This window comes from Streptomyces sp. NPDC058985 (genome assembly GCF_042740985.1).
GTDB lineage: Bacteria > Actinomycetota > Actinomycetes > Streptomycetales > Streptomycetaceae > Streptomyces.
On record NZ_JBHYJX010000053.1, the window covers coordinates 19,105 to 37,436 of the forward strand.

The 18,332-nt window shown below is 71.5% G+C and carries 17 protein-coding genes and 2 tRNA genes; 6 read left to right on the forward strand and 13 right to left on the reverse strand.

Translation table 11 applies throughout. From position 1 onward, the window contains the following. Nucleotides 1-14 precede the first annotated feature (14 nt). Nucleotides 15-87, reverse strand: a tRNA-Arg gene (locus ACFW01_RS32765). 211 nt (nucleotides 88-298) lie between these two features. Beyond that, nucleotides 299-389: transfer RNA gene (locus ACFW01_RS32770), tRNA-Ser, on the reverse strand. Nucleotides 390-569: 180 nt separating this feature from the next. Between ACFW01_RS32770 and ACFW01_RS32775 the strand changes: the two genes are divergently transcribed. The 3 genes from ACFW01_RS32775 to ACFW01_RS32785 all read left to right on the forward strand — a co-directional run bounded on the left by ACFW01_RS32775 (nucleotide 570) and on the right by ACFW01_RS32785 (nucleotide 5,929). After that, a complete protein-coding gene (locus ACFW01_RS32775) occupies nucleotides 570-1,073 on the forward strand; it encodes an SSI family serine proteinase inhibitor (protein WP_384509743.1) in 504 nt (167 codons plus the stop codon). A gap of 226 nt (nucleotides 1,074-1,299) precedes the next feature. Continuing rightward, complete coding sequence (locus ACFW01_RS32780) at nucleotides 1,300-5,586, forward strand: PAS domain-containing protein (RefSeq protein ID WP_384509746.1); 4,287 nt, start codon at nucleotides 1,300-1,302, stop codon at nucleotides 5,584-5,586. 118 nt (nucleotides 5,587-5,704) lie between these two features. Then, complete coding sequence (locus tag ACFW01_RS32785) at nucleotides 5,705-5,929, forward strand: hypothetical protein (protein WP_384509749.1); 225 nt, start codon at nucleotides 5,705-5,707, stop codon at nucleotides 5,927-5,929. Between the two features lie 113 nt (nucleotides 5,930-6,042). On the opposite strand, the gene ACFW01_RS32790 is transcribed toward ACFW01_RS32785, so the two are convergent. The 3 genes from ACFW01_RS32790 to ACFW01_RS32800 all read right to left on the reverse strand — a co-directional run bounded on the left by ACFW01_RS32790 (nucleotide 6,043) and on the right by ACFW01_RS32800 (nucleotide 9,157). Next, nucleotides 6,043-7,719 (reverse strand): long-chain fatty acid--CoA ligase, encoded by a 1,677-nt coding sequence (locus tag ACFW01_RS32790; RefSeq protein ID WP_234956332.1) that lies wholly within the window; start codon nucleotides 7,717-7,719, stop codon nucleotides 6,043-6,045. Nucleotides 7,720-7,865: 146 nt separating this feature from the next. Continuing rightward, a complete protein-coding gene (locus ACFW01_RS32795) occupies nucleotides 7,866-8,438 on the reverse strand; it encodes a SigE family RNA polymerase sigma factor (RefSeq protein WP_234956333.1) in 573 nt (190 codons plus the stop codon). Between the two features lie 392 nt (nucleotides 8,439-8,830). Continuing rightward, on the reverse strand, nucleotides 8,831-9,157 hold the full coding sequence (locus tag ACFW01_RS32800) for a hypothetical protein (protein ID WP_125495747.1): 327 nt from the start codon (nucleotides 9,155-9,157) through the stop codon (nucleotides 8,831-8,833). A gap of 367 nt (nucleotides 9,158-9,524) precedes the next feature. Between ACFW01_RS32800 and ACFW01_RS32805 the strand changes: the two genes are divergently transcribed. The 3 genes from ACFW01_RS32805 (at nucleotide 9,525) to ACFW01_RS32815 (ending at nucleotide 11,817) form a co-directional block, all read left to right on the forward strand. Then, entirely contained in the window at nucleotides 9,525-10,418 is an 894-nt protein-coding gene (locus ACFW01_RS32805; RefSeq protein ID WP_234956334.1) for a bifunctional DNA primase/polymerase, read from the forward strand. A gap of 30 nt (nucleotides 10,419-10,448) precedes the next feature. Next, nucleotides 10,449-10,913 carry a hypothetical protein gene (locus ACFW01_RS32810; RefSeq protein ID WP_234956335.1) on the forward strand — a complete coding sequence of 155 codons (465 nt, stop codon included), beginning with the start codon at nucleotides 10,449-10,451 and terminating at the stop codon, nucleotides 10,911-10,913. Between the two features lie 241 nt (nucleotides 10,914-11,154). After that, nucleotides 11,155-11,817, forward strand: a complete 663-nt coding sequence (locus tag ACFW01_RS32815; RefSeq protein WP_234956336.1) for a hypothetical protein — start codon at nucleotides 11,155-11,157, stop codon at nucleotides 11,815-11,817. 521 nt (nucleotides 11,818-12,338) lie between these two features. Here the strand turns inward: ACFW01_RS32815 and ACFW01_RS32820 are convergent. The 8 genes from ACFW01_RS32820 to ACFW01_RS32855 all read right to left on the reverse strand — a co-directional run bounded on the left by ACFW01_RS32820 (nucleotide 12,339) and on the right by ACFW01_RS32855 (nucleotide 18,252). Then, nucleotides 12,339-12,707 (reverse strand): hypothetical protein, encoded by a 369-nt coding sequence (locus ACFW01_RS32820; RefSeq protein ID WP_234956337.1) that lies wholly within the window; start codon nucleotides 12,705-12,707, stop codon nucleotides 12,339-12,341. 1,312 nt (nucleotides 12,708-14,019) lie between these two features. After that, on the reverse strand, nucleotides 14,020-15,168 hold the full coding sequence (locus ACFW01_RS32825; protein WP_234956341.1) for a site-specific integrase: 1,149 nt from the start codon (nucleotides 15,166-15,168) through the stop codon (nucleotides 14,020-14,022). Beyond that, nucleotides 15,168-15,386 carry a helix-turn-helix domain-containing protein gene (locus ACFW01_RS32830; protein WP_234956343.1) on the reverse strand — a complete coding sequence of 73 codons (219 nt, stop codon included), beginning with the start codon at nucleotides 15,384-15,386 and terminating at the stop codon, nucleotides 15,168-15,170. Before ACFW01_RS32830 ends, ACFW01_RS32825 begins: the two co-directional genes overlap by 1 nt. Next, on the reverse strand, nucleotides 15,380-16,777 hold the full coding sequence (gene repSA / locus ACFW01_RS32835) for a replication initiator protein RepSA (RefSeq protein WP_234956345.1): 1,398 nt from the start codon (nucleotides 16,775-16,777) through the stop codon (nucleotides 15,380-15,382). Before repSA ends, ACFW01_RS32830 begins: the two co-directional genes overlap by 7 nt. An 89-nt stretch (nucleotides 16,778-16,866) precedes the next feature. Next, nucleotides 16,867-17,184 carry a SpdD-like protein gene (locus tag ACFW01_RS32840; RefSeq protein ID WP_234956346.1) on the reverse strand — a complete coding sequence of 106 codons (318 nt, stop codon included), beginning with the start codon at nucleotides 17,182-17,184 and terminating at the stop codon, nucleotides 16,867-16,869. Between the two features lie 23 nt (nucleotides 17,185-17,207). Next, nucleotides 17,208-17,363: a hypothetical protein gene (locus tag ACFW01_RS32845; protein ID WP_234956348.1), complete on the reverse strand. Its 156-nt coding sequence runs from the start codon at nucleotides 17,361-17,363 to the stop codon at nucleotides 17,208-17,210. A gap of 11 nt (nucleotides 17,364-17,374) precedes the next feature. Beyond that, nucleotides 17,375-17,566 carry a mobile element transfer protein gene (locus tag ACFW01_RS32850; RefSeq protein ID WP_007388789.1) on the reverse strand — a complete coding sequence of 64 codons (192 nt, stop codon included), beginning with the start codon at nucleotides 17,564-17,566 and terminating at the stop codon, nucleotides 17,375-17,377. Between the two features lie 32 nt (nucleotides 17,567-17,598). Next, nucleotides 17,599-18,252, reverse strand: a complete 654-nt coding sequence (locus ACFW01_RS32855) for a DUF2637 domain-containing protein (protein ID WP_234956350.1) — start codon at nucleotides 18,250-18,252, stop codon at nucleotides 17,599-17,601. Nucleotides 18,253-18,332: the final 80 nt, after the last annotated feature.

Below are 18,332 nucleotides of genomic sequence, written 5' to 3' on the forward strand. Positions count from 1 at the left end.
GCCTTCGACAGATGTGCACTCGGCAGGATTCGAACCTGCAACCTTCTGATCCGTAGTCAGATGCTCTATCCGTTAAGCTACGAGTGCTTGTCTTCTTCAGTTTTACCGCCGCTCCCGGCCCTTCCGGCCCGCTCGCGGCGACAGGAAGAACATTACATGACTGCCGCCGCCATGTGAAATCCATTGGCCGCACCCGTTGTGAGCTGCGAAAACGGTCTTCAGGGCAGGGTCGGCAGGGTGCGCGACCGCAGACGACAGCGAAGCCCCGGCCGGATGGCCGGGGCTTCGGTGATCGGTGCGGAGGCGGAGGGATTTGAACCCTCGATGGGCTTTAAAACCCAAACCGCATTAGCAGTGCGGCGCCATAGACCGGACTAGGCGACGCCTCCAGACAACATCACCATCTCGCGGGCGAGCGCGAGCGGTGCGTGCCGATGATGACACAGTTGAGCGCGCTGTCACCAATCGACCCCCACGGTACTAGGCGGGCGGGCCGCAGGGCAAAGCCCTTACGGCCCGGTCGGCGGGCCGCCGCGCAACGTCCGGCGCGCCCGCGCGTTGGTCAGGTCATGTTCCAGGTCACCCGCATCCCCGCCGCCCGCCTCCTCGGCGCCGCCGCCCTGTCCGTCGCGACCCTCGCCTCCCTCTCCGCCGCCCACCCGGCCGCGGCCGTCGGCACCGGTGCCAGTGCCAGTGCCGGTGCCGGTGCCGGTGCCGGTGCCGACGTTCCGCACGGTGACCACCTGGCCGTCACCGTGCGGAACGCCGGTCCGGCCGCCGACGGGACGTTCGAGCTGTACTGCCACCCGGCCGGCGGCAGCCACCCCGACCCGGCCGGCGCCTGTGCCGTGGCCGAGCGCGACACCCGCTGGGGTCAGGACACCTTCGCCCCGGTCCCGGAGGGCAGCCTCTGCACCATGCAGTACGGCGGCCCGGCCACCGCCCACGTCACCGGCGTCTGGGCCGGACGCCCCGTCGACGTGACGTACGACCGGCGCGACGGCTGCGAGATCTCCCGCTGGAACCGCATGGTGCCGCTGCTGCCCGAGGTGGGGGCGCCCGGACGGTCGTAAGGGGCGCGGGCCTCCGTCCTAAGGGGCGCGGGCCTCCGTCGCGGGCGCCCGCCCGCCCGGCGGTCACCGCTCACACGTTCTACGTCACTTCCTCGTGCGACCTCCGTCGCATCCCACGCCGCCCGCCGGGGCCCAACCCTTAGACTCCCTCGCGTGACACCCTGGGGGCCGGTTGGCAAGATGGCCCAGGCGGTCGGCAAGTGCGGTAACAGGAGGGAAGCGTCTCGTGAGCAGCAGGCCATCCCGAGGCACTGCTCGCCTCGCAGCCATACTGGACGCGCTGCCCGACGCGTTGGTACTGGTCAACGCCAACGGCACCGTGGTCAACGCGAACACCATCGCGCTGGAGGCGTTCGAGACTCCGGGCACCGCGCTGGTGGGCCGCGGACTGCTGGACCTGCTCCCGCAGTTCGACTCGCGGCTGATCCCCGGCTCCATGCGGCGGCCCGACCACGTCGACCCGCGGGCGCGGACCAAGCCGACCCGGATGGTCGCCCGGCGCACCGACGGCTCCGAGTTCCCCGTCGAGGTCACCAGCGCCAACCTGGAGACCGGCCAGCAGGCCTACGACACCTACGGCTACACCGGCGACGAACTGCTGATGCTCGTCGTCCGCGACCTCTCCGGCACCGTCGACACCGAGGCCGAGCTGGCCCGTTCGCAGCGCCAGACCGAGATGATCCTGCGGGCCGCGTCCGAGGGCGTCGTCGGCACCGACACCGACGGGCGGATCGTCCTCGTCAACCCGGCCGCCGCCCAGATACTGGGCTACCGCGCCGGCGAACTCGGCGGCCGTGAGCTGCACACCCTCGTCCTGCACTCGCGGGCCGACGGCTCGCCCTTCCCGTACGACGAGTCCCCGCTCGCCGACACCCTGCGCTCCGGGCGCAAGCACCGGGTGCGCGGGCAGGTGCTGTTCTCCAAGAACGGCGACCAGGTGTCCGTCGACCTGACGACGGCGCCCGTGCGGGACGGCGACCAGCTCGTCGGCGCCGTGATGACCTTCACCGACCGCCGCCCCCACGAGACGCTGGCCAAGGAGCACGAGGAGGCGGAGCAGCGGCACGCGGAGGAACTGGAGCGGCTCGCCGAGGAGCACGCCTCCGAGCTGACCGCGCTGCGCCGCCAGCACGAGGCCGAGCTGGAGGAGCTGCGCGAGAAGCACGCGGAGGAGATCGCCGCGGACGCCGACCGCTACGCCGCGCTCGGCGAGCGGGAGAAGGACCGGTACGAGGCGATCGCCGCCCGGCACGAGCAGCTGCTCACCCTCCTCGGCGGCTCCCTGCGCGGGCCGCTGGACGAACTGCGCCGGGAACTGGCCGCGCTGGCCTCGGACGACGCCGGGCAGCTGTGGCCCGAGGCCAACCAGGTGCTGCACCACCTGTCGGCCGGTTACTCCCGCATCACCACGCTCATCGACAACGTCCTCGGCTTCCAGCGCCTCGACGTCGGCAGCGAGCAGGTCGCCCGTACGAAGGTGATGCTCGACGCCGTCGTCGCCGCCGGTGTCGACGGGGCCGTGGAGCTGATCGGTCCCGGGCGGGTGCAGTTCGCCGTGCACGCGCCGCCCATCGAGGCCGAGGTCGATGTCCGGCTGCTGGCCACCGCGCTGGCCCACCTCGTCGCGGACGTCGCGGGTGTCGACGCCACCGGCAACTCGCCCGTGTCGGCGACGGGCGGCTACCTGGACAACACCGTCGTGGTCGCGGCGGCGCAGCGCGGCGCGGTCGTCCGCATCGAGGTGCGCGGGCCGTACGCCGGGGGAGACCCGGTGCACGAGCCGATCGTGCGCGGGATCGTGCGGGCGCACGGCGGCGTGCTCCAGACGCACGAGATGCCGGGCATGAGCGGCAGCGCGTACGTGCTGGAGGTGCCGATCGGAGGCGGGGCCGGGGCCGTGGCGGCCCAGGCGCCGGCCACGGATCAGGCGGCGGATCCGGCGGCGGCACAGATCCCGGCGCAGGGCGGCGGGGGCGAGGGTGGCGCGGGTGGCGCGGGTGCGGACAACGCGCTCGCCGTTCGCGAGCCGGCTGCCGGGGGCGGGCGGCGGCGCGCCCGGCGGGCGGCGTCCTCCGTGGACGCGTTCCTGGAGAGCGAGGTCGCGGGCGGCGAGGAGCCGGGCGGGCCCGAGGGCGAGGGCACCGCACCGACCGGGCGGCGCAGGCGGCGCGCGGCCCAGACGCAGGAGCAGACCGGGCCGGAACAGGTCGCGCGGGAGCAGGTCGCCCAGGGGTACGTCGCCCAGGCGCCGGGCGCCCCGTCCTCGGCCCCCCTTCCGGTGCCCGCGCAGGCGGCGCCGGGTGACGTGGCCGGGTCCGGCGGTACCGGGCGTCGGCGCGGGCGGCCCGCCGAGGCCGCGGGCACCGACGTCGCCCAGTTGCCGCCGGGAGCGCGGGCCGGGGTGTCCGAGGGCGCCGTCGTCATGGCCGGGGACCGGGGCGGGGCCGCGGCCTCCAACACCGGACTGGGCGGGACCGTACCGCCGCAGGGCGTGCCCGCGCCCGCGGGAGGACGTGCCCGGCAGGACGGCGGGGAGCAGCAGGTGCTGCCCCCGGCGCTGCCCGCGCAGGCCGGCGAGTCGGACCCGGCGGACGCCGACCGGCCGACCGGCCGCCGACGCCGTGCCCTGGCCTCCGCGAACGAGCGGGCCGCCGCCCAGGAGGCGGCGCCGCGTCAGGTGTTCGCCCTGCCGCCCGCCGACGCGGACCGGCCGGCCGACGACGACACGGCGACGGGACAGGGACCGGCCCAAGGCCCGGCGCAGGGCACTCCGGCCGCGGCCGGTCACATCGGCCAGGTCCAGACACAGGCGCAGGCACACTCACAGGCACAGGCCACGCCGCAGACGCAGACACAGACGCAGACTCAGGTGCCCGGCCCGGCCGCCCTCGGTGACGCCCCGCTCGACGAGGGCCGCCACGACGCCGTACCGCACGACCAGGCCGAGGACCACACGCCGCCCCAGCCGCACCCGGCCGACGCACCCACCGGGCGGCGCCGCCGGGCCGGGGCCGCCCGTCCCGCCGACGAAGCGGCGCCGGTGCCGGCGCAGGGTGGCCCGGCGCAGGCCCCGCCGCCCGTGCCGGACTCCCCGGTGCCGCCGCAGCACACCGTGGGTCAGGACGTTTCCGACGCCCCGTCCGCACCCGACGCCCCGCAGCCCTGGCCCGCGACCGCCGCGCCCCAGCCCGAGGGCGCCCCGGTACCGGCCGACGGCACCACCCCGACGCCCCCGCAGGGCGTCCCCGGCACCACGCCGAGCCGGGGCACGCCGCTGCCGCCCGAGAACGCGCCCGCACCCCGCGTGGCGCAGCCCCTGCCCGCCGAGACGTCCGCGCCCGTCGACCCGAACTCGACCCAGGGACGGTCGATCAGCGTCCGGACACTGGGCCAGGGCGTGCCGTTCAACCGGCAGGCGGTCCAGGTGCAGCAGCCGACGGGCGCCCCCGCGCCGCAGCAGCCGGGTCGGCGCCGCAAGCTGGGTACGCCGCCCGACCCGCGCGCGGACCAGGCGGCGCGCCCGCACCCGGCGACCGAGCAGCCGACCGCCACCACGCAGCCGAAGCAGCAGCCCCAGCCGCAGCCGCCGGCGCCAGGACAGGAACAGACCTCGCTGGGCGGCGGACAGCAGCGGCTCGCGCCCCTCACCGAGGGCGCCGGACGGTCGTACGCCATAGGAGCGCCGGACAAGGACGCCGCCGAGGGGCCCGAGCCGCTGGACGGACCCGGAGGGGCCGTCGAGGTGGCGGACCCGCCGCGTCCGCAGCCCATGGACGACGAGCTGCCGCCGGAGCCGCTGGACAACCCGCGCCGGCTGCTGGTGTGGCCCGCGCCGGACGTCTCCACGCAGCAGGCGCTCAGCGACCGCGGCTACCGGCCGGTGATCGTGCACTCGCGCGAGGAGGTAGACGCCCAGATCGCCGCGTTCCCGGCCGCGCTGTTCGTGGACCCGCTGACCGGGCCGATCACCCGCACCGCACTCCAGTCGCTGCGGCAGGCGGCGGTGGCCGCCGAGGTGCCGGTGCTGGTCACGGCCGGCCTCGGACAGGCCTCGCGGGACGCCGCCTACGGCGCCGATCCGGCCGTACTGCTGAAGGCGCTCGCGCCCCGGGACACCGAGCAGCACCCGCCGCGCGTGCTGCTGATCGAGGAGCACGCGGAGATCGCGCTGGCGCTGACCTCGACGCTGGAGCGGCGCGGGATGCAGGTGGCGCGGGCGGCGAGCGACGCCGACGCGGTCACGCTGGCCGGGCAGTTCCGGCCGAACCTGGTGGTGATGGACCTGATGCAGGTGCAGCGGCGCCAGGACGGCTCCGCCGGCATCGTCGGCTGGCTGCGCGCGAACGGGCAGCTCAACCGCACCCCGCTCGTCGTCTACACCGCCGCCGTCGACCAGGCCGACCTGCCGCGGCTCGCGTCGGGCGAGACGGTGCTGTTCCTGGCGGAGCGTTCCACCAGCGGCGAGGTGCAGGGCCGGATCGTCGAGCTGCTCTCGCGGATCGGGACCAACTGACGTAACGACAGACCCTGGATGCCGACGATCCGGCGCGCCGCCTGCTTGATCGACGTGCGCAGGCGTCGGCGTCGGTGTCCGCGCCGCCGACCATGATGCGCTTCAACTGCACGCCGCGTTGGTCACCTCCCACGCCGCCAACCCGACCATCGCCCTGACCGCCATCTCCGCCCCGGCCACCGCCAGCACGGCGTACGTCGTCTCCGGCTTCGCGGGCGGGGGCGAGGGCGGGGGCGGGAGCGGATCTGGTGGTGGGGTGGACGGGGACGGTGGTGCGGGGGAGATGAGCGCGGGGGAGGTGAGTGCGGCGGCGGGGGCGGTGTTCGAGGCGGTGCACGGGTGACGACCCCGATGCCGGGCGGCAGGCGCCGGGGTCACCCAAGGGGTCACCCACGGGATCGCCCACGGGGCCGCCCTCGGGGCCGCCCTCGGGGCCGCCCGGCGTCGGCCTGACGGTCAGAGCCGCGTGACGTCCAGCCCGCCCTCCGCGTACTGCCTGCGCAGCACCTTCTTGTCGAACTTGCCCACGCTCGTCTTCGGCACCGTCTCGATGACCGTCCACCGCTCCGGCAGCTGCCACTTGGCGATCTTGCCGTCCTCGGCGAGGAAGGCGCGCAGCTCCTCGAAGCCGACGCTCGCGCCCTCCTTGAGGACGACGGTGGCCAGCGGACGCTCGCCCCACTTGTCGTCCGGGACGGCGACCACGGCGGCCTCGGCGACGTCCGGGTGGGACATCAGGGCGTTCTCCAGCTCGACCGAGGAGATCCACTCACCGCCGGACTTGATGACGTCCTTGGCCCGGTCGGTCAGGGTCAGGAAGCCGTCGGGGGAGATGGTGCCGACGTCACCCGTCTTCAGCCAGCCGTCCTCGCTGAACTTGTCGTCGGGACGCAGCGGCTCGGTACCCGGTCCGTTGTAGTAGGCGCCGGCGATCCAGTTGCCGCGCACCTCCAGCTCACCGGCGGACTCGCCGTCCCAGGGCAGCCGCTCGCCGCCGGGACCGGTGAGGCGCGCCTCGACGCCGGCCGGGAAGCGGCCCTGGGTGAGGCGGTACGCGAACTCCTCGGGCGTGCCGATCGCGTGGGCCGGCGGCCGGGCGATGGTGCCGAGCGGGGAGGTCTCCGTCATGCCCCAGGCATGGCAGACCCGCATGCCGAGCGAGTCGAACGCCTCCATCAGGGACGGGGGACAGGCGGAGCCGCCGATGGTGACCTGGGTGAGGGAGGAGACGTCGCGGGGCTTGGCGGTCAGCTCCGCGAGGAGCCCCTGCCAGATGGTGGGGACGGCGGCGGCGTGCGTCGGCCGCTCGCCCTCGATCATCGCGGCGAGCGGGGCGGGCTGCAGGAAGCGGTCCGGCATCAGCATGTTCACGCCGGTCATGAAGGTGGCGTGCGGCAGCCCCCAGGCGTTGACGTGGAACTGCGGGACCACGACCAGCGAGGTGTCCTGGTCGGTCAGGCCCATCGACTGCGCCATGTTGACCTGCATGGAGTGCAGGTAGATGGAACGGTGGCTGTAGACCACGCCCTTGGGGTCGCCGGTGGTGCCGGAGGTGTAGCACATGGCGGCGGCGGCGCGCTCGTCCAGCTCGGGCCAGTCGTACGTGGCCGGCTTCCCCGCGATCAGGTCCTCGTACTCGTGCACCTGGGCCGACGCGCCCTCCAGCAGGGAGCGGTCGCCGGGGCCGGTGACGACGACGTGTTCGACCGTCTTCAGGTGCGGCAGCAGCGGCGCGAGCAGCGGCAGCAGCGAACCGTTGGCGATCACGACGCGGTCGGCGGCGTGGTTCACGATCCAGGCCAGCTGCTCGGGCGGGAGGCGGAGATTGAGGGTGTGGAGGACCGCGCCCATGGAGGGGATCGCGAAGTAGGCCTCGACGTGCTCGGCGTTGTTCCAGGCCAGAGTCGCCACACGCTCGTCCTCGCCGACCGCGAGGTCCTCGCGCAGGGCGTGCGCGAGCTGGGCGGCGCGGGCGCCGATCTCGGCGAAGGAGCGGCGGTGCGGCTCGTCCTCACCGGTCCAGGTGGTCACCTGCGAGCTGCCGTGGATCGTCGACCCGTGGGTCAGGATCCTCGAGATCAGCAGCGGTACGTCCTGCATCGTGCTCAGCACGGTGTCCTCCCGGGGCGACATTGCCTACGCGGCGGTAAGGTTTGCGCTGATTCTGCGCACATACCGCTTGGTATGTCACTACTCCCGGGTGATCGATCAGTACGGTTTCTCCAAGGAACGTCCAGAGAGACACCCGCAGAGGGCGCCCCCAAAGGGACCGTTGGCCCTCATTTCCGGACAATCCCCAGCTCAGGGTCCTCGCGGAGTTTGCCGAGCGCTCGGGAGACCGCCGACTTCACGGTGCCCACGGAGACGCCGAGCACTTCGGCCGTCTGGGCCTCGCTGAGGTCCTCGTAGTACCTGAGGACGACCATCGCACGCTGCCGGGCGGGCAGCTTCATGATCGCTCGCCACATCGCGTCGTGCAGCGCCTGCCGCTCCGCCGGATCGTCACCGGCAGGCAGGGGCTCCGGCTCGGGCAGCTCCTCGCACGCGAACTCGTCCACCTTGCGCTTGCGCCACTGCGACGTCCGGGTGTTCAGCAGGGCCCGGCGCACGTAGCCGTCCAGGGCGCGGTGGTCCTCGATACGTTCCCAGGCGACGTACGTCTTGGTGAGCGCGGTCTGCAGCAGGTCCTCCGCGTCGCTCGGGTTCGCGGTGAGCGACCGGGCGGTACGCAGCAGCACCGGCTGGCGCGCCTTCACGTACGACGAGAACGACGGGTACGGGAAGGTCTGCGCCCTTGCTGGCGCCGTGGCTGTGGCGGCTTCGGAAGCGCTGGTGCAGACGGGTGTGGTCATGGCTCAACGCTATGCGCGAGGGGGTGTCCGGCGGATCGGCCGCAGGTCCCGAAGCAGAGTCCGCCTCAGGTTGTAGGGGTGGTGCCAGGTGCACCTCCTGTAGGTGGACGAGCGGAGGAGGGACACTGCGGGTTCCCCCTTGGGGGCTTCCCCGCGGGCGGCCCCCGGCCTCTGCAGCCGCAGGGCCCGACCCAGGCCACTGACGACGGGAAACGCCTGCGCTCCGGACCGCTCACGACGGGAGACGCCTGCCCCCTGGGCCGCTGACGACGGGAGACGCGTCTGGGCGGCGGCACCGAAGCACCGCCGCCCAGACGCACTGCGACCCCATGAAGCACACCCGCGAGCGATCGAGGGCCGGCGCGGCAGCGCTCCCGCGCCGGCCCCTCAGCTCACCACCACAGCGGGGAGAAGGTGACGGCCACGTTCTCGTTGCCCTGCTGGATCGCCGTGAACGCGGAGCCGTCGACCTGCGCGGTGTTGCTCTGGTTCGAGGCCCCCGAGCCGACGGCCTGCTGCTGCGTGGTGGACGAGTTGCCGTTGTTGTTGCCACCGACGCCGCTGCCGAGGATGCCGGCGTTGGCACTGGCGGCGGTCGCGCTCGATCCGTCGTCCGCGAAGGCACCGTTGTCCGCCGCCGCCACACCACCGAGGAGCGCGGCTGCGAGCGGAAGGGCGGCGACGGCGGCGACGACACGGGCGGTACGGATGCTTGCCATGTTTGTTCCTCCAGGACTGAAGCTGCGTGGGCCTGCGTGAAGCTGCGTGATCCACTCTGAACTCTGGCTATTGCCAAGGCAGTTGGCCGACCGCCCCGACGCTGTGCACGACGTCGCGTGATCAGAGTTGCCCACCGAATCCCCGACGAACCACCCCGGAAGCCCCGATTCGCCCTCAAGCGTGAGGACAAGTCGATAAACCCCTTTGACCGTCTTCACCGCTCACCTCGGCGCAGCACGGACACTCCCACCCCAAGCCCGACAACAGCTGAAGCGTTCCGCCACATCCGCGAACTCCACCCCCTTCCCCGGCGCGTCACCCTCCCCCACCCTTCCCTTTCTCGAACATACGTACGAACATGGATCCATGGCCACCACCGACCGGCGGGCCACGACGCTGGCCCTCGCACACGCCCTGTCCGCCGCGGAACGCGGACTGGCGGTCATCCCCCTGTCCCGGACGAAGCTCCCGGCTCTGCGCTCCCCGCACCGCGCCGGCCCACCGGCGGAACCGCTCTCCTGCCACGGCGAGTGCGGCCGCTTCGGCCACGGTGTCTACGACGCCTCCACCGACCCGGCCCGCATCCGCGAGCTCTTCGCCGCCGCCCCCTGGGCCACGGGCTACGGCATCGCCTGCGGCCTGCCCCCGCACCACCTCGTCGGCGTCGACCTGGACACGAAGTCGGAGACGGACTCCTCGGCCGCCCTGCGCGAACTGGCCCTGCGCCACCTGTTCACGATCCCGCCCACGGTCGTCGTCCTGACCCCCAGCGGCGGCCGCCACCTCTGGCTCACCGGCCCGCCCGACTCCGTGGTCCCCAACTCCGCCGGCCGCCTCGCTCCGGGCATCGACGTCCGGGGCGCGGGCGGCTACCTGGTCGGCCCCGGCTCCCGCACCCGCCACGGCGTCTACACCACCGCCCCCGGCACGTCCCACCTGGCCCCCGCCCCCTGCCCACCCGCCCTGCTCCGCCTCCTACTCCCCCCACCCCGCCCCCACCGCCCCACACCCCGCACCCCCGACACACCTGACACACCCGACACACCCGACGGCCGGGGCCTCATCCACTTCGTCCTCGCCGCGCACGAGGGCCAGCGCAACACCCGCCTCTTCTGGGCGGCCTGCCGCGCCTACGAGAACGGCATCGGCCCGGCCCTCCTCGGCCCCCTCCTGGAAGCCGCGCAGGCCACCGGCCTGACGGAACGCGAGGCCCGCACGACCATCGCCTCGGCGGCCCGCATGACCGGCCACCGCCCCTGACCCACTCGGCACAAGAACCGAAAGACCCCCATGCACAACCGCCCCAGCGTGCCGACCACGTCACTGACCCGGGTCGTCCTGTCCTCCGGCCGCACCGTCGACCTGGCCGAACTGCACCTCACCCCGACCTACGGCACCCTGCTGGACACCTACCCGTGCCGCCCCGTCAACGACCTGCGCATCAAGACCCTCCTCCACACCGCCGAGCGCATGTCCCCCACCACACCGGTACACCTGATCCCCCCACCCCGCGAATACCCCGACCACTACGCGGGCCCCCACGGCCCCGTCGAGTTCCTCCCCCGAGTCGCCTGCGTGGCCCGCCTCTCCTCCCCACCCCTGAACCCCACCCACGACCCCCTCCTCTACCACTCCACCCTCACCGTCCTCTGGTTCCAGCCCACCCCGCACCTCCCCAACCCCCACGACACGACCCAGGCCTTACGGGACCTCGACTGGCTCACTCTGGCCCGGGACCACGAGGTACGACCGTGAGTCCCTCCCACCATGGCTCCGGGACAACGGCCCCCGACCGTGAAGCCTGATCAGGGGCAGCTCCCGCGCAGGCCAGGCGTAGCAGACCGCCTCGCGGCAGCCTCCACCGCGTTTGCCGTGCCCGCCATGTGCCCCCGGGCAGACCCCACCCACCTCTCACCGTCACAGACGCCCCTCATCCGGTCCTGACCGATGAGGCAGAATCGCGACAACTGGGCGGGCAATTGGCAGGGGTGGGGACGTGGGGCGTTTCAGCTGGCGCAGCCAACGCAAGGGCATACCGACTGAACCGGCACTACTGGCCGCGGCTGCTGAGCACCCCGGTGGCAGCGTCGCGGAGATCGATTCGGCGTATATCGACGACCCGAACGGCTACGTACCTCCGGAAGCAATCCGCGGCGCGTGGTTGGTGGACGGCAGCGGAAAACTGACAGGGGAGTACCAGGAGAATCCCCGCCACGGGGCGCCGCAAGACGACTTCGGCAAACTCACCGAGCCGGATCACTGGCTCGGCTGGCTGGGCGATGACCCCGCGGCCGCCGTCCGGAAGGGCATCGAAGAGTCCTTGCGGGCCCAGGTGGCTGACGCGGTGGTCGAGTGGATCAAGATCCTTGAAACGCCCCGGTTTCTGACGGCCGGGCGTCAGCATTCCGAGAACGCCCAGGCCATGTTGGTCACCCGCGCGGCACTCGCCGCGCCGTTCGCCTTGTCCGTACGCACGGCGCAGCACGGCCGTTCCGTCCTGCTGGGAGTGTTCTCCTGGGCGGCGGTCGATCTCTCCCCACCCGGAGTCCGCAAGGACCGGCACTGGTTCGACCTGAACGTCGAGCTGGACTGGGCCGGTGAACGGCTTGAGGGGCGGATGTACGAGATCGGCGGTGAGGGCCGCACCACCGAGCGGTAGAGCGGCACTGGGATGCCCTGCGACGCGGCGCCCCCGGCCATGTTCTCGGCCAGGGGCGGGTGACGAACGTCAGCTCACAGCCCTGGACGACCTCACGACGATGCTGGGTGAGTGCGCTGCGAACCCCGGCAATTACCTGTCATTCGGGGGCTACTGAGGCTCACGGCACGACTGCCGGGTGAGTGTCCAACTGCGTGACGACGCCGACGGACAGCGGCGGACGGGCGTGGGCACCTGCGGACCGTCAGATCAGCTGGAGGAGGCAGCGACCCAAGGTCGGGTACTCGAACTCGGCCAAGTTGCCTCGGGACGAAGAAGCCAGAGGAGCGGTGCTGTGGCGGGTAGGTCGCCCGTGCTGGTTCAGGACGCTTGGGGACGCGGGGGCAGGCACGTGGACGAAGACGAGACCGGCGCGCGCGTACGTCAGACCTACGCCGGCGAGTCCGACGGCAGGGACGGCAACGACTGCGGACGGCGATGCGAGACCACGGAAGTCGCCGTCGCTGCCTGCTTGCGCGGGCTCAGGCAATGCTGGACGCGACCCACTCGTCAGTGTTCCGGTGACGGTCCAGTCCGACCGCCTCGAACTCGTCCTCGCCCAGGCTCCTTCGTGCGCCAAGCCACCGCAATGCCTGTGAGATGGGGCTCACTGCACGAGTGAACCGCTTCTTTTCCGGCTCGTCCAGTGGTCCCAGAGCCAGCGAGCCGTCAGCCCAGACGGCGGCGCGTTGCTCGCCGACTCCGCCGAAGTACTCGGCTTCCACATAGGCGACCGGCCCAGCTGAGGACCACTGGGCGAGCCTCGTCTCGAAACCTCCCGGCAGTTTCCAAAACCCAAGATCGCCTCCGTCGCTGCCATCCGTGACGCCGTCGAAGACCTCATCGGTCATCGGCATCAGCGAAAGACCCTGCCGGAGATGCACCACTCGGGCTCCCGGCACCTCCCGCGACGCGGCCCGCAGCCATTCGTCCGTCGCGATCACTGCCTGCAACGCGTAACCCAACCCTGCGGCCCCTCCCCCAACCGATTGGGGCCCATCTTGCCCGCTTCCTCGCGCGAACCCGCTGGCTCCGGTCTACCGGTGGCACCCGGCCCCGGACGGTCACCCCCACCCGCTGCCAACTCCGTGCACGCGGACTCAGGCCCGGCGGTCCTAGGCGCAGATTGGCCGCACGCCCTGGTCGGGGTGGGAGACCGGAGATTCAGGGTTAGACAAGATCACGCGGAAGGGGTGCAGCTCCGGAGAACTGCACCCCTTCTGACCCGCTAGGTCTCTGACCTGGGCGGTGGGTGTGGGATTTGAACCCACGGTGACATCGCTGCCACGACGGTTTTCAAGACCTTTTGGGGGTTTGGCAGGCGGTACGCTCCGTCGCAGGTCAGACGAGTGTGAGGGCGCCGTCGAAACCATCGCCAAAGTTATCGTGCCCGCTACGTGCCCCAGTGGACGCCACCCTCGCTACACGGATGCCTGGGCCTCGGTCGACTCATCACTCAGCAGGAAGGCTCGACGGCCCGCCCCCTCAGAGAGAAACCCGTCAACACGACCACAATCTGAGTACGTCAGGGCATACCGGCCCAGAGACCGAACATGATCACGACGCCTAGCGTAGAAACGGTCGTAAACGTCCAGGCACCCCATTCAACTGGGTCTCGCTGAAACATATGGCCGAGCATGCCTGCGAGAAACGCAAGGATCACGGCAGCCATGAGAATCATGACTATCGTTCGAGCCTTGTCGCGAGGGTTGCTATTGTTGGCCATATACTTCTCTCCTTCATCCAAGGATGGGGATTCAGTCGAGAAGCCTCTAGGGCAGTTCTCAACCGAACTACCCCAATGCGGTACTTACAGGGGTTACTTCGGTTGAGACTGCCCGATGGTGACAGAACTCAGGTAACGCTGTGGCAGCCGAATGCGCGTACACAGAGACGCACTTTCCGAACGGATTCTGCTGCCATCACCCGCTCGTGCCCGTCCTACTGACGGCAGCCATCGTCTGCCGGGACAGGCTTTCACCTTTCCGAATGCATCGGTCCCTTGGCGGCGAGCCGATGCATTCCGAGGATACAACAACTCGGACTGCAGGAAAGCCCGTTATCTGAGAACCGGAAAAATGATCATGGAACACCGTTCGACCACTCGACCGAACGGCGTTCCCCACGACTGATGGTTGCTCGACGCGGCTGCGTTTCAGCAGGTCAAGGACGCGTGACAGGCCCTTCAGGGACACCGTCATCGTCTTCGTGGCCGCCGAGCCATGAGTCCGCAGCTTCGGCGACCTGGTCGTCACGGCCAGCGAGAGGTCGGGCGTAGTGCCGGGTAGTCACGCTCGCGTTCGAGTGGCCGAGCCGGTGAGCGGCGGTCATCACGCCGTACCGGTCGGCGACCCACGTGCCGTGCGAGGCCCGGAGGTCGTGCGGCGTAACGTCGGTCAGCCCGGCCGCCGTCACTGCGGGGTCGAAGTACGCCTTGCGCCACTGGTTGTAGCGCAAGGGCTTGCCGCCGGGGGCCGTGAAGAGGAGCGCGTCATCTCTGCCGGGCAGGGTCTCCAGGTGCCGGCCGAGCCGCTTGGCGAGGGACGGGCCCACGCGGAGCAGTCGCTTCTGATGAGACTTGGGAGTGTCGAAGACCAGCGTGCCGTTCGCCTCTGCCAGGTTCTCGTCGACCAGGACGAAGCCGCCGGGCACGTCGATGTCCACGCGCCGCAGGGCGAACGCTTCGCCCACCCGCAAACCTGCGTACGCGAGGAGCGCGATCAGCAGGTCATGCGGCTTGGTCGCGCCCTGGACGATCCGCGACGCCTCGAGCGGCGTGAGGATGTGCGGCTCCGTCTGCGGCATCCGAGGCAGCCTCACTCCCCTGCACGGTGTCTGCGAGATCATGTCGTTGTCGACGGCAGAGCGCATGATCTGCGACAGCACCCGGTACGCCTGCCGAATACGCGAGGCGCTGAGCCCCTTGGTCCGCATCGCACCCACCCACTCGGTGATCGTGATGGGCCGAAGGCTGGAGAGTTCACGGTCACCGAGTGCCGGATTGATCAGCGAGTTGATCAGAGACCGGTACGACGCCTGAGTCTTGTGCTTGAGCTGAGGCGACACCGCCGCGAGCCAGCGAGCCGCCCAGTCGCGAACGGTCGTCTGCCCCTCGGCCGGGTCGAGCCAGCGCCCCTCTTCGATCTCGACGCGTTTCCGCATGAGCCAGCGATCCGCGTCCGTGGTCGTGGCGAACGTCCGGTCCGCAGGGCGCAGCACACCGTCAGGCCCCGGATAGCGAGCTTGGAACCGGCCGGACGGCAGCTTGCGGACACGGCCGAAGCCCCGCCGGGACTTGCGCTTGCCAGCCATCAGGCAGCCCTCCTGAGTCCCGTGGACCGCAGGAGGATCGGTTGCACGGTGTTGGCACTCACGTACTCCTCTACGGCGGTCTCCGGGATACGGACGTGCCGGCCGACCTTCACGAAGGTGATACGTCGCTCCTCGATGAGGCGCCGAGGAAAGCGGACCCCCGTACCAAGGCGTTCGGCGACCTGGTCCACGGTTAGAAGCCGGTCCACAGTCACCACTCCCCCTCGTCTGCGGCCAGTCCGGTCAAGGCGTCGCGGGCAGTTTCACGATTCGTCTGGAGCCCACGCGCGATCGTGTCGGCGAGGACGGATTCACCAGGGCTGTGGCCGTGTCCGGCGTACTGCCAGTCGGTGAGGACGAGGACGGTGTCCGGCTCGCGGTCGTCCAAGGCGAGGGCGGTGTGTTCCTGGGCGGCGCGGTAGTCGGCGCGTGTCTGGCGCAGGGCCCCGAGGGTGGTGGAGTAGCGGCGGGACTTGGAGGAGAAGTGGCCGCGGAAGCCGAGCATGTGAGCCCAGGCCCACAGGCGCCGGTCCGGGTAGAGGCGGTCCAGTTCCCGGCATGCGGTGATGAGTCGGCGGGTGTGGTCCGGGACCTGGTGGCGGTCGAGTTCCGTGAGTTCGCCGATTCGGCGGTCAAGCGTGCCGGTGTTCTCGGCGGCTTTGGTGGAGTACTTGGCGACGTACGAGGCGACGGCCTGTTCGGTGATGTCGGAGCCGTCGCCGAACGCCTTTACCGGGCGCACGTCGAGCTGTGTGCCCCAGCGGAAGGACCGGGCCGGTTGGTCCCCGGCGGCCGGGACGGAGACGGACGTGTAGGAGTGCGCCGCAGCAGCGTGGATCGCGTCGGCGAGGAGGACGACCGTTGCCCAGGCAGGCGGAGGCGTTCCGGGTCCCTCCGGTCCGTCGAGCCGGATCACCGCATGGAAGTGCAAGGCACCGCGCTTCTGGAACTCGGCGACCTTGCCGTAGGAGACACGAACGCGGTCGGCGAGTTCCCGGCGGGTGAGGCCGGCGCGGGCGGCGAGTTCGCGACGCAGGCGAGTGGTGAACCGCTGCCAGAGCTGCCCAGCGTGGTTGTTGAACAGGACTGCGCCCGCGTAGTCGTACGCCGCCGGGTCGAGGGCCGTGCCCAGTTCCGGGGCGTCCGGGGCGTGTTGGGTGCCGCAGCGGCAGGTGCCGCGGTCGGGCCGATTGTGGACCGGGCCGAAGGAGGGAGCGGTGAGTGTGGCGAACACGCGCGGGTGCTCCCTCACCGTGGTGGGGACGTCTCGGCGGTCGTCTCCGGCAAGGCCCGCGCGGATGAGGTGGTAGGTGTCGCCTGCGTAGGTCCAGGCGCAGGAGGGGCAGCGGGAGGCGCGGCGGTTGCCGCAGGCGAGACGGAGGCGTCCGCCGGGCTCTACGGCGGTCGTGTAGTGGTGCAGGGTTTCGCCGGTGGTCTTGTCCTTGTGGAGGGTCCAGCCGGTGAGGTGGATGGGGTCGGAGCAGCCGCCGGTGCGGCGGATCTGGTCTTCCCAGCGGGGGTAGTCGGGGGCCGAGGCGACGCGAAGGAGGTCGCCGAGGGTCGTCGGGTCGAGCAGCGGTGCATGCGCGGTCGGGGCGCGGTGCGCCATGCTGGGTGCTTCCTTCCGGTTGTGAGATCGGTTGGGGACGGCGCCCGGGCGGCGGATGCTTGGCGGTATCGAGGCCGCCCGGGGGCCGGTCAGCGTCGCTTGGCGTCCGCGTGGATGAGGGAGCGGATCACAAGGGCACAGACGGCGACCGAGGCGCCGGTGATGGCGACGGCCAGGAGCATCGAGACGAGCACGGCGCCGACGACCAGGACGACGACTGTTCCGCCGCCGACGAGGGCGAGGGCGGTGCCGGGGGTGAGCTGCACCGTGGGCCGGGTCGGTGCGGGAGCGACCGGAGCCGGAGGCGGCCCCTGCACGCTCGGCACGACGGCGGTCGGCTCGACGACCACGGGCGGTGTGAGGTGGCCGGCGGGCGTGGGGTTGGTCGGGATCTTCGGGCGGAGCATCGGTGTTCTCCCTTCGGGTCGTGCTACTTGACGAAGCCGTTGACGACGGAAGCCAGCACGCTGTCGGCGATGAGGAAGCCGCCGAGGAGCAGTACGGCGATGAGCCACCAGGGCGGGCGGATGAGCTTGACGCCGAGGTAGCCGACGGCGAGGAGCGCGAGCCAGAGCGGGACGTCCATCGGGTGACCTCCTAGCTGACGCGGCAGCGGTGGGTGCGGGCGGCGAGCTGTGCGGCGGACTGGCTGGAATAGTCGGCGGACCAACCACAGCGGTCGTTGGTGCACACAGCGGCGTGTTTGGTCTGGCCCCGGCGATCGCGGTGGGTGCCGATCTGCACGGGGCCGATCCGCATGACGGAGTGGAAGAAGTCGCGGGCGGGCATGTCAGTCGATCTCCTTTCGTGTCGCGGTCATGTCATCCGAGGTGGGCAGCGATGGCGTCGGCGAGGTGAGGCGGGACGCCGAGTCGGGCGCGGAGGGTGTCGATGTCGATCGGGGTGCCGGTGCGGGCGTGGTGGTCGTCGGCGACTTTGCGGGCGTGGTCGACGAGCGCGGCAGGGACCGGCACGGCTGTGGGCAGAGCAGGGGTTTCCTCGATCTGCGGGCCGACGGGGGGTTCAGGCGCCGGGCGCGGCTCAGCGGCAGCTGTTTCGGGCGCGGGGTCCGGAACCGGGACGGAGGGTGCCGGCGGATCCGGGACGGGGTCCGCGGGCGAGTGGGCGAGGAGGGTCCCGCCCATGAAGGCCAGGGCGGGCCAGGCCGCGACGAGGATGCGTAGCCAAGGCGGGACGTCGCCCAGGTCGAGCAGCCCGGCGGTGGCGACGTTGGCACCGAGCGAGGCCACCAGGGCGATGAGGAACCAGCACCAGGCCAACCGGGACGGCCCATCAGCCCGCAGCCGTCGCCAGGCGGCGACCAGGAGCAGATCGACCGAGACGGGATAGGCCCAGGCTTTCCAACCGCTCTGTCCAGCAGCGGCGGCGAGGTCGTGCAGGTGGGCGAAGGACAGCGCCCCGGCGATGACGGCCTGAACGAGTACGGCGTCGATACGGAGAGCGGGGCGGGCCATCACGGCTCCTTCCTGTGATCAGGCATGGCGGGGGTAAGGACCCGGCGCGAAGGGCGGTCGCGCCGACCGTGGGAGGGGGG